At 65.7% G+C, this 13537-nt stretch carries 13 protein-coding genes; 2 read left to right on the forward strand and 11 right to left on the reverse strand.

What is annotated here, in order from left to right; translation table 11 throughout:
• Positions 1–5: 5 nt before the first annotated feature.
• The 6 genes from ACQR1Y_RS08750 to tsaB all read right to left on the reverse strand — a co-directional run bounded on the left by ACQR1Y_RS08750 (position 6) and on the right by tsaB (position 4887).
• A complete protein-coding gene (locus tag ACQR1Y_RS08750; protein ID WP_434858077.1) occupies positions 6–983 on the reverse strand; it encodes a PhoH family protein in 978 nt (325 codons plus the stop codon).
• Positions 984–1047: 64 nt separating this feature from the next.
• A complete protein-coding gene (gene miaB / locus ACQR1Y_RS08755; RefSeq protein WP_434876283.1) occupies positions 1048–2448 on the reverse strand; it encodes a tRNA (N6-isopentenyl adenosine(37)-C2)-methylthiotransferase MiaB in 1401 nt (466 codons plus the stop codon).
• Positions 2449–2504: 56 nt separating this feature from the next.
• On the reverse strand, positions 2505–3221 hold the full coding sequence (locus ACQR1Y_RS08760; RefSeq protein WP_434858079.1) for an HAD family hydrolase: 717 nt from the start codon (positions 3219–3221) through the stop codon (positions 2505–2507).
• Positions 3214–3666: a Fur family transcriptional regulator gene (locus ACQR1Y_RS08765; protein WP_434858080.1), complete on the reverse strand. Its 453-nt coding sequence runs from the start codon at positions 3664–3666 to the stop codon at positions 3214–3216. Before ACQR1Y_RS08765 ends, ACQR1Y_RS08760 begins: the two co-directional genes overlap by 8 nt.
• Positions 3667–3709: 43 nt before the next feature.
• Complete coding sequence (gene rimI, locus ACQR1Y_RS08770) at positions 3710–4192, reverse strand: ribosomal protein S18-alanine N-acetyltransferase (protein WP_434876282.1); 483 nt, start codon at positions 4190–4192, stop codon at positions 3710–3712.
• On the reverse strand, positions 4189–4887 hold the full coding sequence (gene tsaB, locus ACQR1Y_RS08775; protein WP_434876281.1) for a tRNA (adenosine(37)-N6)-threonylcarbamoyltransferase complex dimerization subunit type 1 TsaB: 699 nt from the start codon (positions 4885–4887) through the stop codon (positions 4189–4191). Before tsaB ends, rimI begins: the two co-directional genes overlap by 4 nt.
• Positions 4888–5138: 251 nt before the next feature.
• Here tsaB and ACQR1Y_RS08780 point away from each other — a divergent pair, with 251 nt between their 5' ends.
• Positions 5139–6821 carry a methyl-accepting chemotaxis protein gene (locus ACQR1Y_RS08780; RefSeq protein WP_434876280.1) on the forward strand — a complete coding sequence of 561 codons (1683 nt, stop codon included), beginning with the start codon at positions 5139–5141 and terminating at the stop codon, positions 6819–6821.
• 92 nt (positions 6822–6913) lie between these two features.
• Here ACQR1Y_RS08780 and ACQR1Y_RS08785 read toward each other — a convergent pair whose 3' ends face one another.
• The 4 genes from ACQR1Y_RS08785 to murJ all read right to left on the reverse strand — a co-directional run bounded on the left by ACQR1Y_RS08785 (position 6914) and on the right by murJ (position 10959).
• The gene (locus tag ACQR1Y_RS08785; RefSeq protein ID WP_434858084.1) at positions 6914–7483 is read right to left on the reverse strand and encodes a NifU family protein; all 570 of its coding nucleotides are present in this window, start codon (positions 7481–7483) and stop codon (positions 6914–6916) included.
• Positions 7484–7591: 108 nt separating this feature from the next.
• Positions 7592–8086 (reverse strand): universal stress protein, encoded by a 495-nt coding sequence (locus ACQR1Y_RS08790; RefSeq protein WP_434858085.1) that lies wholly within the window; start codon positions 8084–8086, stop codon positions 7592–7594.
• 212 nt (positions 8087–8298) lie between these two features.
• On the reverse strand, positions 8299–9351 hold the full coding sequence (gene trpS / locus ACQR1Y_RS08795; RefSeq protein ID WP_434876279.1) for a tryptophan--tRNA ligase: 1053 nt from the start codon (positions 9349–9351) through the stop codon (positions 8299–8301).
• Positions 9352–9399: 48 nt separating this feature from the next.
• Complete coding sequence (gene murJ / locus ACQR1Y_RS08800; protein WP_434876278.1) at positions 9400–10959, reverse strand: murein biosynthesis integral membrane protein MurJ; 1560 nt, start codon at positions 10957–10959, stop codon at positions 9400–9402.
• Between the two features lie 69 nt (positions 10960–11028).
• Here murJ and ACQR1Y_RS08805 point away from each other — a divergent pair, with 69 nt between their 5' ends.
• Positions 11029–12030 (forward strand): adenosine kinase, encoded by a 1002-nt coding sequence (locus ACQR1Y_RS08805; RefSeq protein ID WP_434858088.1) that lies wholly within the window; start codon positions 11029–11031, stop codon positions 12028–12030.
• A gap of 306 nt (positions 12031–12336) precedes the next feature.
• Here ACQR1Y_RS08805 and ACQR1Y_RS08810 read toward each other — a convergent pair whose 3' ends face one another.
• On the reverse strand, positions 12337–13530 hold the full coding sequence (locus tag ACQR1Y_RS08810; RefSeq protein WP_434876277.1) for a serine hydrolase domain-containing protein: 1194 nt from the start codon (positions 13528–13530) through the stop codon (positions 12337–12339).
• Positions 13531–13537 lie beyond the last annotated feature (7 nt).

A 13537-nucleotide genomic window follows, 5' to 3' on the forward strand; every position in this document is an offset into this window, starting at 1 on the left:
TCTCGTCAGCGGGCTTTCGGGCCCTCATAGGCGGCGACGATGCGTGCCACCAATTCGTGGCGAATGACGTCCTCGCCGGTGAACCTGACCTGTGCGATTCCCTCGACACCGTCGAGCAGGCGCGCGGCCTCGGCCAGTCCCGAGGTCTGGCCGTTCGGCAAATCGACCTGCGAGGGATCGCCGGTGATGATCATGCGGCTGTTCTCGCCGAGGCGCGTCAGGAACATCTTCATCTGCATCGATGTCGTGTTCTGCGCTTCGTCGAGAATGATCGCAGCATTGGTCAAAGTGCGGCCGCGCATGAAGGCGAGCGGCGCGATCTCGATCTCGCCGGCCTGCAGCGCGCGCTCGACGACGCGCGCGTCCATCAGGTCGTACAGTGCGTCGTAGATCGGGCGCAGGTAGGGATCGACCTTCTCGCGGAGATCGCCCGGCAGGAAGCCGAGCCGCTCGCCGGCTTCGACGGCGGGGCGCGACAGGATGATACGATCGACTTCCTTGCGCTCGAACAGCTGTGCGGCATGCGCCACCGCGAGCCAGGTCTTGCCGGTGCCGGCCGGGCCGATGCCGAACACCAGCTCGTGGCGCTTCAGCGCGCGGATGTAGGAATCCTGCGCAGCGGTGCGGGCGCGCACCGGGCGCTTGCGCAAATTGATGCTCTCGAAGGCGTTCTTCGCATTCTTCGGATCGAACTCGAACAGCGAGCCCTGCGCGACCACGGCACGGATTGCGCCATCGACGTCGCCCTGCGACAGATCCTGTCCCTTCACGGCCTGCGCATACAGCGATTCCAGCACGCGGCGCGCGGCGTCGCAGCTGTCGCGAGAGCCGCCGATGGTGATGTGGTTGCCGCGGGAATCAACGACGACGCCGAGCCTTCGCTCGAGCAGCGCGAGGTTCTGGCCGTAGGGGCCGACCAGGGCGGAAGCGGCGCGGTTGTCGTCGAAATCGATGACGACCTGGGTCTCGGGGGGCATGGACATGTCGCGGTCGAACTTGCGGCTGGGAGCGAGGGAAGATGAATCCGATGCGCTCTTGGGCAAGTGCTCAGCCTCCGATGGACATGAGGGATGCGGCGTCGGGTCGGGGCGCGGCGCCGGGCGTGACGAGCTCGCCGAGCAGGCTGTAGCGCTCGAGACTGTCGATGCGCACCGGCAGCACCTGGCCGATGATGTCGTGGGACGCCATCACATGGGCTGGTTGCAGATAGGCCGTGCGTCCGACCAGCTGACCCGGCTTGCGCGCGGCGCGTTCGAACAGCACGTCGACGACCGAGCCAATCGCGGCCTTGTTGAAGGCGGCTTGCTGGCTGTCGATCAAGCTCTGGAGTCGCTCCAATCGCTCGTCCATCTCGGTCGCTGACACCATCTCCTGCATGTCCGCCGCCGGGGTGCCCGGACGCGGCGAATATTTGAAAGAATAGGCCGCAGCGTAGCCGATTTGATCGATCAGCGCGAGGGTGGCGCGAAAATCTTCCTCGGTCTCGCCAGGGAACCCGACGATGAAGTCCGAAGAGAATGCAATATCGCTGCGCGCGGAGCGGAAACGGTCGACCACTTTCCTGTATTCAGCCGCGGTGTGCTTGCGATTCATCGCGTCGAGGATGCGATCCGATCCCGACTGCACGGGAAGATGCACGAACGGCATCACCGACCGGAGGTCGCGATGCGCCGCGATCAGGCTGTCGTCGACGTCGTTGGGATGGCTGGTCGAGTAGCGGATGCGCGCCACGCCCGGAATCTCGGCGATCCGGTACAGCAGGTGGCCGAGCGTCCAGGCTCGTCCATCCGGACCGTCGCCGTGGTAGGCATTCACGTTCTGGCCGATCAGCGTGATCTCGCGGACTCCGCTCTCGGTGAGCTGCACGACATCGTCGACGATCCGCGCCACCGGCCGCGACATCTCGCTGCCGCGCGTGTAGGGCACGACGCAAAAGGTGCAGAACTTGTCGCAGCCCTCCTGCACCGTGACGAACGCCGAGACGCCGCGCGCACGAATGGCGTCACGGCTGGGCTTCGGCAGGAAGCCGAACTTGTCCTCGGCTGGGAATTCCGTGTCGATCGCGCGCTCGCCGCGGCGGGCCTGGGCCAGTAGTTGCGGCAGATGGTGATAGCTCTGCGGGCCGACGACGACGTCGACGGTGGGCGCGCGGGCGATGATCTCGCCGCCTTCCGCCTGCGCCACGCAGCCTGCGACCGCGATCTGCATGGTCCGGCCGGCCTTCGCCGCTTCCTCCTTCGCCACCCTGAGCCGCCCGAGCTCGGAATAGACCTTCTCGGAGGCCTTCTCGCGGATATGGCAGGTGTTCAGGATCACGAGATCGGCGTCGCCGGCCTCGGCGGTCTCGACGAAGCCCTCAGCGCCCAGCGTGTCCACCATGCGCTGGGCATCGTAGACGTTCATCTGGCAGCCATAGGACTTGATGTGCAGCTTGCGCGGCGACGACATGAACCCTTGCATACGGTCGGAGGCGCGCCAATCGCGGCGCCGCGCTCAGATATAGGCTAGGGGGCCGAAAATCCAGCGAGCGAGGCGGTTTTCTCGCCAAGCTGGCTGAGAATCATTGGCAATTGCCGCATATCGTCGAAAACCAGCGTCGCGCCAGCGGCCCTGAGGTCGTCGGCATGGCCTGTCCGGCAGTGGCTGCCGCCATGAAACCCGAGCACCGTCATGCCGGCGGCGACGCCGCCCCGGATACCGGCAATGCTGTCCTCGACCACGACGCAGGCCGCAGGCCGCGCATTCATCTGCGCGGCCGCGAACAGGAACAGGTCGGGCGCCGGCTTGCCGTTTTCGACCTGGGACGACGAGAAGATGTGCGGGGCGAGCCGGTCATACAGGCGGGTGGCGCCGAGGCTGACGCGCATCCTCTGATGCGAGCCGGAGGAGGCGACGCAGACGGGAATGTCGAGGGCGTCGAGCGCGTCCGTGATCCCCGCCACGGGATGCAAATCCTGCTCGAAGGCGTGGAACAGCCGCTGCTGCAGCCGAGCGTTGAAATCCTCGGGCAGGCTGCGGCCGAGTTCGGCCTCGACTTCCATCGTCGCCTGCTTGGAGGAGCGGCCGAGAAAGCGCGCGAACACCTGTTCCGCCGTGATCGGATAGCCGCACAGGCTGAGCACGTCGGCGTGCGTTTGACAGGAGATCACCTCGCTGTCGACCAGCACGCCGTCGCAATCGAAAATGACGAGATCGAGCGCCGGAGCCGCGTTGCTAGCCATTCGACTCATCATCGAGCGGCACGCAATACAGCTCGAGCCGGTGGTCGACGAGCTTGTAGCCGAGACGGCGGGCGATCTCCGCCTGCAGCTTCTCGATTTCCTCGGAGGTGAATTCGATCACCTTGCCGTCGCGCAGATTGATCAGGTGGTCGTGATGGCTGTCGCGCATCTGCTCGTAGCGCGCGCGGCCTTCGCGGAAATCGTGACGCTCGATGATCCCTGCGTCCTCGAACAGCTTCACGGTGCGATACACCGTCGAGATCGAGATCTTGTCGTCGACGGCCACGCAGCGGCGATACAGCTCTTCGACGTCGGGATGGTCGGAGGCCTCAGCGAGCACGCGGGCGATCACCCGCCGCTGCTCGGTCATCCGCATGCCGGTTGCGGCACAGCGGGCCTCGATCCCGGTGGAACTGGGCGCTGGCGTGGTTTTCAAGGAGGTCATCGTCTCTCGCCTCAAGGATGCGCTTTCTGCCACCAAGCGCAGGTTACGACAAGTCCCGGCGCATCAGAAGCGCGTTCAACTGTTCTCCGCCAGGTTGAAGGTAATAGCGTTCCCTCCGGCCCACGGTCGAAAATCCGGCGCGTTCATAAAGGCGGCGGGCTGGCTGATTGTTTTCCTCGACTTCGAGGAAAACCGTCCGGACGCCACGGCCTGCCAGATGTCCGAGATGCGTCAACAACAAATCACGAGAAAGGCCGCGACCGCGCTGATTTGGGTCAAGGGCGACCGACAAAATCTCGGCCTCGTCGGCGCCGATGCGCGAGACGATGAAGCCGATGAGTTTGCGACCGAGTTGCAACCGATGGATCAGCGTGTTGCGCTCCATCAGCATGGTCTCGAACTCGCCCTCGCCCCAGCCGCGGTGAAACGAGGCCGCGTGAATCTGCGCGAGCTTGGCGGCGTCGCGCGGCGAGGCCGCCTCGATCGAGGGCTTGGCGCGGCCAAGCCAGCGGAAGAACATGTTCATGACGACACGGCCGTCTGCGCCGGAGCTTGCATGCTTGCCGGCGGCTTGACGTCGGGCGCGCGCAAGTAGAACGGCCGCGCCGGCGCCTGCGCCGGATCTGCCGCCGCACCCAGCCACGCGACCCAGCCGATGTCGGGGCCGCTTTGGTTGTCGACCGCGACAGGCGCGCTGATCTCCGCGGGCCAGCGGCCGGCAAGGATCGCGGCCGCATTGCCGACGAGGTGCGGCGCGCCGTGGCGTGCCGCCGCGAGCACGTCGTCGATTGCGGCGACCTGCGGCGGCACCAGCTCCTCGCCGCTGCCGCTGACGACCTGGTAGTAGACATGATCATGCCGGGCATCGATCGCCGAGATCACCGGGCTCGCGCCGTCCTCGGTCACCACCGGCGCGGCATAGGCCGACAGCGTCGTGACGCCGACCACCGGCTTGTGGGCCGCGAGCGCAATGCCGCGCGCGGCCGAGAGCCCGACGCGCAGCCCCGTGAAACTGCCGGGGCCGGTCGTGACTGCGATGCGGTCGAGATCGGCGAAGCCGATCCCGGACTGCTGCATCACGCGCGCAAGCAGCGGCATCAATGCCTCGGCATGGCCGCGCTTCATCGGCAAGGTCTCCTGCGCGATCATCTCAGCCGAATCAGTATTGAGAACGCCGGCGGCGCAATGGTCGAGTGCAGTATCGATGGCGAGGATCAACATCCGGTCTGGTTCGCAGTCAGAGAGCGCCGAATACCTTTTTCGGTATTTTGATAAAGTCAGTTGCCGTCTTCTTACATCCTGATCAGGAAAAACGCATCACGCGGCAACCACCGAGCAGGTAAACTACTGAATTGGCAATCATTTAAGCAAATCTTTCCGGGCATGTGGGAGTTGTCCCCTGCAGAGATTGCGACGGCTGGCGCGCGACCCTTCGGGCGGCGCTGCCCCGCATCCCGAAAAGAGGATCTTCCATGTCATTCTGGTCAGGCAGCTCGGCGTCGCGCGATGCGATGGCTCAGGTCGAGGCGATCAACCGCTCGCAGGCCGTGATCGAATTCGGCACCGACGGCACGATCATCACCGCCAACAAGAACTTCCTCGACGCGATGGGCTATACGCTGGACGAGATCAAGGGCAAGCACCACCGGATGTTCGTTGCGCCGCAGCTGCGCGACAGCGCCGAGTATCAGGCGTTCTGGGCCGACCTGAAAGGCGGCAAGTTCCGCTCCGGCGAGTACAAGCGTTTCGGCAAGGGCCAGCGGCCGGTCTGGATCCACGCGAGCTACAATCCGGTGCTCGATGGCGGCAAGCCGGTCAAGATCATCAAGTTCGCCGCCGACATCACGGCGCAGAAGATGCGCAGCATCGAGGATGCCGGGAAGATCGCGGCGATCGGGCGGGTGCAGGCGGTCATCGAGTTCAATCTCGACGGCACGATCATCGATGCCAACGACCAGTTCCTCGGCGCGATGGGCTATACGCTCGCCGAGATCAAGGGCCGCCACCACAGCATGTTCGTGCTGCCGGGTGACCGCGACAGCGCCGCCTACAAGGAGTTCTGGGCCAGCCTTAATCGCGGCGAGTTCCGTTCCGGCGAGTACAAGCGTTGCGGCAAGGACGGGCGCGAGGTCTGGATTCTCGCCTCCTACAATCCGATCTTCGATGACGATGGACGGCCGTTCAAGGTGGTGAAATATGCCTCCGACGTCACGCAGCAGAAGCTGATGGCCGCCGATTTCGCCGGCCAGATCGCCGCCATCCGAAAATCCCAGGCGGTGATCGAATTCGATCTCAACGGTCTCGTGCTCGACGCCAACGACAATTTCCTCAGGACGCTCGGCTATACGTTGGCCGAGATCAAGGGGCAGCACCACCGCATGTTCATGCCGCCGGGCATGAGCGACAGCGCCGACTATCGCGAGTTCTGGGCCGGGCTGGGCCGCGGCGAGTTCCAGATGGGCGAATACGAACGCGCCGCAAAGGGCGGACGGCAGGTCTGGATCCAGGCCACCTACAACCCGATCAAGGACCTCAACGGCAAGCCGTTCAAGATCGTGAAATTCGCCACCGACGTCACCTCCCAGGTGATCACCCGCATGAAGGGCGACAAGGTCCGCAGCATGATGGAGCATGTCGCCGCCGGCGCCGAGCAGCTCAATTCCTCGGTGCAGCAGATCGCCGATGCGATGGCCAAGTCCAAGGAGACCGCGACGGCCGCGGTGACGCGCGTCGAGGACGCCGACCAGCAGGCCAAGCGGCTGTCCTCGGCGGCGGGGTCGATGAGCAGCATCGTCGAGCTGATCGGCAACATCACCGGCCAGATCAACCTTTTGGCGCTCAATGCGACGATCGAGTCGGCGCGCGCGGGCGAGGCCGGTCGCGGCTTCGCCGTCGTGGCCGGCGAGGTGAAGAACCTCGCCAACCAGGCCAAGCAGGCCACCGACCGCATCGGCAGCGAGATCGGCAATCTCAACGGCATTTCGTCCGATGTCGTCGGGGCGCTGGACGCGATCAAGGCCGCGATCCAGAGCGTTGATCACTACGTGTCGTCGACGGCGCAGGCGGTGGGCGAGCAGAGCACCGTCACCGGCGAGATGTCATCGAGCATGCGACAGGCGGCGGCCGAGGCCGCCACCATCGGCAAGGCGGCGTGAGACGGGCACGAATAGCGAATGGCAGTAGCGAATAGAAGCGAGACGAATTCCTATTCGCTACTCGCTACTCGCTACTCGCTATTCGCCACTTCTCACATCGGACGGACTTCGACCACTTCCGGCACGAAGTGCTTCAGCAGGTTCTGGATGCCGTGCTGCAGGGTCGCGGTCGATGACGGGCAGCCGGCGCAGGAGCCCTTCATGTTGAGATAGACGATGCCGTCCTTGAAGCCGCGGAAGGTGATGTCGCCGCCATCATTGGCGACGGCCGGGCGCACGCGGCTCTCGATCAGGTCCTTGATCATGCCGACGGTCTCGGTGTCGGCCTCGTCGAAGAACTCGTCATCCTCATCGGCTGAGGCATCATTCTCGGCACTGCCGTCGGCGAGCAGCGGCGCCCCCGACATGTAGTGCTCCATGATGGCGCCGAGGATCGCCGGCTTGAGATGCTGCCACTCGCCGTCGCTCTTGGTCACGGTGATGAAGTCGGCGCCGTAGAACACGCCGGTCACGCCGTCGACGGCGAACAGACGCTCGGCCAGCGGGGACCGCGTGGCGGCGTCGCGGCTCGCAAACTCCATCGTGCCCGTGGGCAGCACGACGCGGCCCGGGATGAACTTCAAGGTGGCGGGATTGGGGGTGGCTTCGGTCTGGATGAACATGATTTTCTCCGGCAGCGCCGGTTCAAGGCCGGCCTGTGGTGTCGTCATAGCAGATGGCAAGGCGGCGCGCACGATCAAGAGGGCTATGTCCGCGTTCCCGCGCCAAACCTATGAAAGAGCGTCGATATCGGCGTCGTCGAGGTCGCCGGGGACGATCACCAGCGGGATCGGGAAGGCGCCGCTGGTCTTGGTGACGTGGGTCACCAGCGGCCCCGGGCCTTCCGGGCCGGAATGGGCCGCGAGCACCAGCAGCGCGATGTCGCTGTCATGCTCGATCGTGGCCAGGATCTGTTCGGTCGGTTCGCCCTCGCGGATGACCCGCTCCGGCGCGGCCACGCCGAGCGTTGCAAGCAGCGCCGCCGCCTGATCCAGCTCGGCATTGGCCTCATCCTGGGCCTCGGCCCGCATGAGGTCGGCGACCCCCAGCCATTGCTGGTTCTGGTCCTCGGTCTCGATCACGTGCAGCATCACGATGCGGCCGCCGGACCGGACGGCCCAGCGTCCGGCATAGCGAATGGCGCGATTCCATTCCTCGCTGTCGTCGACGACGACGAGGCATTTCGGCGCGTGGCCGGTCTGGTAGCTCTGCCGTTGCACCGCCATGCTCGGTCCCGCCTGCTGTGCGAGTCGAAGGGGACGTTATGCTGCCACAGCCCGCCTCGGTTGGGGAGAGGGGCCGCAGGTTCCATCTGACGTTGGTGACATGTTGTGCGCGCTGACCTTGCGGGTTCAGCGCAGTGCGTTGCCGCAAAACAATCGGTGGTGCGACTCTGTAGCCCGGATGTCGCTTGCTCATCCGGGCTGCGGCTGCCCGATCAGCGCTTGCGAATGAAGCCGACGATGTCCTTGGCCGTCTTCATGGTCTCCGCGGCGATCGACTGGGCACGCTCACCGCCGTCGACCAGCACCGAGTCCACATAGCCCGGGTCGGCCGTCAGCCGCTTCATCTCGGCGGCGATCGGCCCGAGCTTGGTGACGCACAGCTCGACCAGCGCATTCTTGAAGCTGGAGAACTGGCCGCCACCGAAGTCGCGCAGCACGTCCGCCTTGCTGCGGTCCGACAGCGCGGCATAGATGCCGACGAGATTGTCGGCCTCCGGCCGCGTTTCCAGGCCCTTCTCCTCGCTCGGCAACGGCTCGGGATCGGTCTTGGCCTTGCGCACCTTCTGCGCGATGGTGTCGGCATCGTCGGTCAGGTTGATGCGCGAATAATCCGAGGCATCGGACTTCGACATCTTCTTGGTGCCGTCGCGCAGCGACATCACCCGCGTCGCCGGGCCGGTGATGAACGGCTCGGGCAGCGGGAAGAACAGGCCGTCGCCGAAACCTTGCGCCCGGATCGCGTCGCCGAAATCATTGTTGAACTTCTGCGCGATGTCGCGAGAGAGCTCGAGATGCTGCTTCTGGTCCTCGCCGACCGGAACATGGGTCGCGCGGTAGAGCAGGATGTCGGCCGCCATCAGCACCGGATAGTCGTACAAGCCCACCGATGCGTTCTCGCGATCCTTGCCGGCCTTCTCCTTGAACTGCGTCATGCGGTTCAGCCAGCCGATGCGCGCGACGCAGTTGAAGATCCAGGCGAGCTCGGCATGGCCGGAGACCTGGCTCTGGTTGAACACGATGTGCTTCTTCGGATCGATGCCGGCGGCAATGAACGCGGCGGTCACCTCGCGGGTGTTGCGCGCCAGCTCCGCCGGGCCGCCCCAGACGTCGACCGGCATCGTGATCGCGTGCATGTCGACAACGCAATAGATGCAGTTGTGCGTCTCCTGCATCTTCACGAAGTTGACGATCGCGCCGAGATAGTTGCCGAGATGCAGGTTGCCGGTCGGCTGGACGCCCGAGAAAACCCGTTCCACGAAGGCCATGGTCACTGTTCCGGATGATGGATTTGGGCGTCGTTTGGCACGAGCGCCTCAAACGTGCAAGTCGCGCGCGGGCTTTTGCCGGAGCGCCCGGACGGTTTCGCGCCAGTCGACGAGGCCAAAGGCGAGGAGCAGCGCCGCATAGAGGACCACGGCGCCCGCAATCAGGGCCAGCAGCACGACCGCCGCGCCGAGATGATGTCCGCCGGTGGCGCCGAGCACAGGTGACGAGACTCCCCAGAGCGCGCCTGCCATGATTGCCGCCGCGAGCGCGATCCGCGGCAGGCGGCGCCAACTTTCCGGGCGGACGGAAAACCCGAACTGCGCGGCGCCGCGCCGAAGCAGCACGGCGGCGTTGGCCCAGGCGCCGAGCGCAAGGCCCGCGGCAATGCCGGGGGCGCCGAAGGATTGGCTGAGCAGGAAGGCCATCGCGATCGCCACGCCGCATCCGATCAAGGTCGCGCGCAGCGGCGTCTGGGTGTTCTCGCGCGCGAAAAAGGCGGGCTGCAGCGCCTTGGTCAGCACTTGCGCGGGAAGCCCCGCCGCGAGCCACGTCAGCACCTGCGCCGTCGCCCTGGCGTCTCCGGTCGTGAACGCGCCGTGTTCGAACAGCAAACGGACGACCGGCTCGTTCAGGATCATCAGCCCGAGGCTCGCCGGCAGTGCGAGCCCGATCGTCAACTCGAGACCGCGCGACTGCACCTCCGACAGCGCCTGCCGATTGCCGGACTGCAAGGCGCGCGTCAGCTCCGGCACCAGCACGACGCCCATGGCGACGCCGACGAGGCCGAGCGGCAGTTCGACGAGGCGGTTGGCGAAATACAGCCATGACACCGCCGACGGCGAGGTCGAGGCGACGATCGCGCCGCCCACCGCCAGCAATTGCGGCCCGGCGCTCGCGACCATGCCGGGCAGCGCCTTGGCGAAGAAGCCGCGCATTTCGGCATCGAGCGTCACGCGCATCGGCGACGCGATGCGGCTGCCGCGCTTGCGTTGCGCCAGCATCGCGAGCTGCAGCAGGCCGGCGGCGCCGATCGTCGCGGCGAGCAGCAGCGCGCCCTGCGACGGATCCGGATGTTGCATCAGCAGCACGATCGTCATCGCGATCAGCGCGACGTTGAACAACAGCGGTGCGAAGGCAGCGAGCGCGAAATGCCCCTGCGCGCTCGACAGCGCCAGCAACACCGTCGAAGGCCCTGCGAAGGCGAGATAGGGCAGCATCAGTCTTGCGTCGTTGACGGCGAGAGTGAGTGTCTCGTCACCGGCGAAGCCAGGCACGAGCACTGTCATTGCGAACGGCATCAGCACAGCCAGCGCGATGGTTGCGATCAGCAGGCCGGTGCTGACGGTGCCGAGCACGCGGCCGGCAAAAGCTGCCGCCTGGGTCGCGCCTGATTGCTGGTATATCCGCAACCACATCGGCACCAGCGCTGCGTTGAGCGCGCCCTCCGTGAGCAATCGCCGGATGACGTTGACGAGCTGAAACGCCGCGAGAAATGCGTCCGCGACCGGGCCTGCGCCGAGCAGCGCGGCCATCAACGCGTCCCTGACGAAGCCGAGGAGACGCGAGGCGAGTGTTCCTGACAACACAGTCACGAATGAGCGGATCATCAGGCTTCTATAGCAGCGCCGCTTGTGATAGGCCGCAGCGTTTGCAAACGCCGTAAACGGGGCCAGTGGATGACTGACGCGAAATACGATGTTCTCGGGATCGGCAACGCGATTTTCGACGTGCTTGTACAGACCGATGAGGCCTTTCTCGCCAAGCATGGCATGACGAAAGGCAGCATGGCGCTGATCGACGAGGGCCGCGCAGCCGCGATCTATGCCGATATGGGGCCGGCGACCGAGATGTCGGGCGGGTCGGGCGCCAATACCATCGTGGGGCTGGCGAGCCTCGGCGCCCGTGCCGCTTATGTGGGCAAGGTCAAGAGCGACCAGATCGGGCGCATGTACACCCACGATATCCGCGCCGCCGGCGTCACCTTCGATACCGCGCCGGCCTCCGACGGCCCGGCCACCGGCTGCTCCTACATCCTGGTGACGGCGGATGGCGAGCGCACCATGAATACCTATCTCGGCGCGGCCCAGAACCTCACCGTCGCGGACATCGATCCCGCTCAGATTGCGGCGGCGCGTATCGTCTATCTCGAAGGTTATCTGTGGGACCCCAAGGACGCCAAGGATGCGTTCGTCAAGGCGGCGACGATCGCGCATGACGCCGGACGCGAGGTCGCGCTGACCTTGTCGGATGCGTTCTGCGTCGATCGTTATCGCGAGGAGTTCCTCGACCTGATGCGCGGCGGCACCGTGGATCTCGTCTTCGCCAACGAGGCCGAGCTGCATTCACTGTACCAGACATCCGATTTCGACGGCGCGCTGAAGCAGCTGCGCGAGGATGCCACGCTCGGCATCGTCACCCGCAGCGACAAGGGCTGCGTCGTGGTGTCGAACGACGGCGTGATCGCGGTGCCGGCGCATCCGATCGAGACGCTGGTGGATACGACCGGCGCCGGCGACCTGTTTGCCGCGGGCTTCCTGTTCGGGCTGGTGCGCAAGACCGGCTACGAGATCGCCGGCAAGCTCGGCGGCCTCGCCGCGGCGGAGGTGATCCAGCACATCGGTGCCCGGCCGCAGGTGTCGCTGAAGGATCTGGCGGCGCAGAACGGGTTGAAGGTTTAACTCACAGGACTGCGTGGGACGTAAGCTGGCCCCGCTTGCTCGGTCCTTCTTACCTCTCCCCGCGTGCGGGGAGAGGTCGGATCGCATCGCCAGATGCGATCCGGGTGAGGGGGGCTTTCCGCACGGTCGGTGGGTGTGGCTGCCCCTCACCCCAACCCTCTCCCCGTGAAGGACGGGGAGAGGGGGCGCGCCGGTCGTGCGGCGGACCGTGTCGTTCTCGGAACGTCAACTAATTAGTTTATATCGCCTCGTGTGTGGAGGCGCAGTGATCCCGCGATCACTCGCCTCCGCACGCCCCTCAGCTCACTACGCCGCCTTCTGCCCGCCCGCGGCGTCCAGCTCTGCATACACCCCGCGCTCGAAGCCGGCGAATGTCTCCAGGCACAGCCGGTCCGCGAATGGCAGCAGCTGCATCAGGATCACGCCGGTGACGTCGCGCGCCGGATCGATCCAGTAGTAGGTGTTGGCGAGGCCGGCCCAGGCGAGGCTGCCGGCGCTGCGGCCTTCCGGCGTCTGCGCCGTCGTGATCATGAAGCTGAGGCCCCACTTCTTCACGATGTCAGGATAGAGGTCGACGTCGTTGGTCACGCCGGGCACGGCGGCGGCCATCTTGGTCATCTCCAGCTCGCCGATGTGATTGTCGCGCATCGCGGCGACGGTCTCGGGCTTCAGCACCTGGTTGCCATTGCCGCGGCCATTGTTGAGGATCATCCGGGTGAAACGGATGTAGTCGCCGGCCGTGCCATACAGCCCGCCGCCGCCCATGTGGAATTCCGGCTCCTGCTCGATCTCGAACGGGATCGGCGCGAGGCTGCCGTCCTCGCCGCGCGCATGCATGCCGACCAGCCGCGACCGCTGCGACGGGCCGAGCTTGAAGCCGGTGTCGTTCATGCCGAGCGGCGCGAACAGATTGTCGCGCAGGTAGGCATCGAGCGTCTGGCCGCTCGCGGCCTCCACCGCCTTGCCGACGAAGTCGATGTTGATGCCATATTCCCAGCGCGTGCCCGGATCAGAGGCGAGCGGCAGCTTCAGTGCGTCGTTCTTGCAGGTAATGATCCCGGGCGTGCCAGCCTTCTGCACATAGGCCGCCATGTCGCCGTTCCACATATCATAGCAGAAGCCGGCGGTGTGGGTCATGAGATGGCGCAAGGTGATCGCGGTCTTGGCCGGCCGCAGGATCGGCTCGCCATTCGCATCGAAGCCGTCGAGCACCTTGGGCGCGGCGAGGTCGGGCAGCACCGCGCCGATCGGCGCGTCCAGCGACAGCTTGCCCTGCTCGACCAGCTGCATGCCGGCGGCGCAGGTGATCGCCTTGGTCATCGAGGCGATCCAGAACACGCTGTCGGTGGTCATCGGTTCGTCGCGGCCGAGATCGCGCTTGCCGAACGCGCCTTCGTAGATCACGCCGCTGCTGTCGGCCGCCATGGCGACGACCCCTGGTATCTCGCCCGCGTCCGCCCTCGGGCGCAGCACGCCATCGATATTCGTCTTGCTCAGCATGGTGTCC

This window comes from Bradyrhizobium sp. HKCCYLRH3099, assembly GCF_051167855.1.
In the GTDB taxonomy this organism is placed as follows: domain Bacteria; phylum Pseudomonadota; class Alphaproteobacteria; order Rhizobiales; family Xanthobacteraceae; genus Bradyrhizobium.

Excerpts from the sequence above, each read along its gene's own strand:
- murJ (WP_434876278.1), bottom strand. The coding sequence starts at position 10,959 with ATGATCCGCTCATTCGTGACTGTGTTGTCAGGAACACTCGCCTCGCGT.
- tsaB (WP_434876281.1), bottom strand. The coding sequence starts at position 4,887 with ATGTTGATCCTCGCCATCGATACTGCACTCGACCATTGCGCCGCCGGC.
- ACQR1Y_RS08765 (WP_434858080.1), bottom strand. The coding sequence starts at position 3,666 with ATGACCTCCTTGAAAACCACGCCAGCGCCCAGTTCCACCGGGATCGAG.
- ACQR1Y_RS08750 (WP_434858077.1), bottom strand. The coding sequence starts at position 983 with ATGTCCATGCCCCCCGAGACCCAGGTCGTCATCGATTTCGACGACAAC.
- ACQR1Y_RS08805 (WP_434858088.1), top strand. The coding sequence starts at position 11,029 with ATGACTGACGCGAAATACGATGTTCTCGGGATCGGCAACGCGATTTTC.
- ACQR1Y_RS08760 (WP_434858079.1), bottom strand. The coding sequence starts at position 3,221 with ATGGCTAGCAACGCGGCTCCGGCGCTCGATCTCGTCATTTTCGATTGC.
- trpS (WP_434876279.1), bottom strand. The coding sequence starts at position 9,351 with ATGGCCTTCGTGGAACGGGTTTTCTCGGGCGTCCAGCCGACCGGCAAC.
- ACQR1Y_RS08810 (WP_434876277.1), bottom strand. The coding sequence starts at position 13,530 with ATGCTGAGCAAGACGAATATCGATGGCGTGCTGCGCCCGAGGGCGGAC.
- ACQR1Y_RS08785 (WP_434858084.1), bottom strand. The coding sequence starts at position 7,483 with ATGTTCATCCAGACCGAAGCCACCCCCAATCCCGCCACCTTGAAGTTC.
- ACQR1Y_RS08780 (WP_434876280.1), top strand. The coding sequence starts at position 5,139 with ATGTCATTCTGGTCAGGCAGCTCGGCGTCGCGCGATGCGATGGCTCAG.
- rimI (WP_434876282.1), bottom strand. The coding sequence starts at position 4,192 with ATGAACATGTTCTTCCGCTGGCTTGGCCGCGCCAAGCCCTCGATCGAG.
- ACQR1Y_RS08790 (WP_434858085.1), bottom strand. The coding sequence starts at position 8,086 with ATGGCGGTGCAACGGCAGAGCTACCAGACCGGCCACGCGCCGAAATGC.
- miaB (WP_434876283.1), bottom strand. The coding sequence starts at position 2,448 with ATGTCGTCGCCGCGCAAGCTGCACATCAAGTCCTATGGCTGCCAGATG.